The sequence below is a fragment of the Streptomyces sp. SID14478 genome (assembly GCF_010548525.1).
Lineage (GTDB): Bacteria > Actinomycetota > Actinomycetes > Streptomycetales > Streptomycetaceae > Streptomyces.
The window spans coordinates 1-775 of sequence record NZ_JAAGMG010000619.1; the positions used below are offsets into that span (position 1 = coordinate 1).

Here is a 775-nt window from a genome sequence, read left to right on the forward strand (position 1 = left end):
CGGCGCGGGCGGTCCTGGAGGTCGCCGACGCCGTGAAGGAGACCAGCGCCGACGCCGTGCGCCGGCTGCGCGCGCTCGGGCTGCGGCCGGTGCTGCTGACCGGGGACAACGAGGCGGTGGCCCGTTCGGTGGCCGCGGAGGTCGGCATCGACGGGGCCGACGTCTTCGCCGAGGTGCTGCCCGAGGACAAGGTCGACGTCGTCAAGCGCCTCCAGGGGGAGGGGCGTTCGGTCGCCATGGTCGGCGACGGCGTCAACGACGCGGCGGCGCTCGCCCAGGCGGACCTCGGCCTCGCGATGGGCACGGGCACGGACGCGGCGATCGAGGCGGGCGACCTGACGCTCGTACGGGGTGACCTGCGGGCGGCGGCCGACGCGATCCGCCTGTCGCGCAGGACGCTGGGCACGATCCGGTCGAACCTGTTCTGGGCGTTCGCCTACAACGTGGCGGCGCTGCCGCTCGCCGCGGCGGGTCTTCTGAATCCCATGATCGCGGGCGCGGCCATGGCCTTCTCCTCGGTCTTCGTCGTCGCCAACAGCCTCAGGCTCCGCCGGTTCCGGGCCGGGTTCTGAACCCGGGTCGGGGGAGACGCCGGTTCGTCTGCCGAGGTGCCGGTTTCGTCGGCGGCCGCGGCCCGGTGGGGCTTCTCGCGCAGTTCCCCGCGCCCCTGAGATGCGCACCTTCGGTGCGCCATCTCAGGGGCGCGTCTTGGCCGGGCGGCATCTCGTCGGGGAAATGCGGCGCGAAGCGCCTGCATTTCAGGGGCGCGGGGAAC

At 74.1% G+C, this 775-nt stretch carries 1 protein-coding gene; it reads left to right on the forward strand.

The window, feature by feature from the left end:
- Positions 1–572 (forward strand): HAD-IC family P-type ATPase (locus G3I40_RS20295; protein ID WP_164303559.1); only part of this gene is annotated, 572 nt, incomplete at its 5' end.
- Positions 573–775 lie beyond the last annotated feature (203 nt).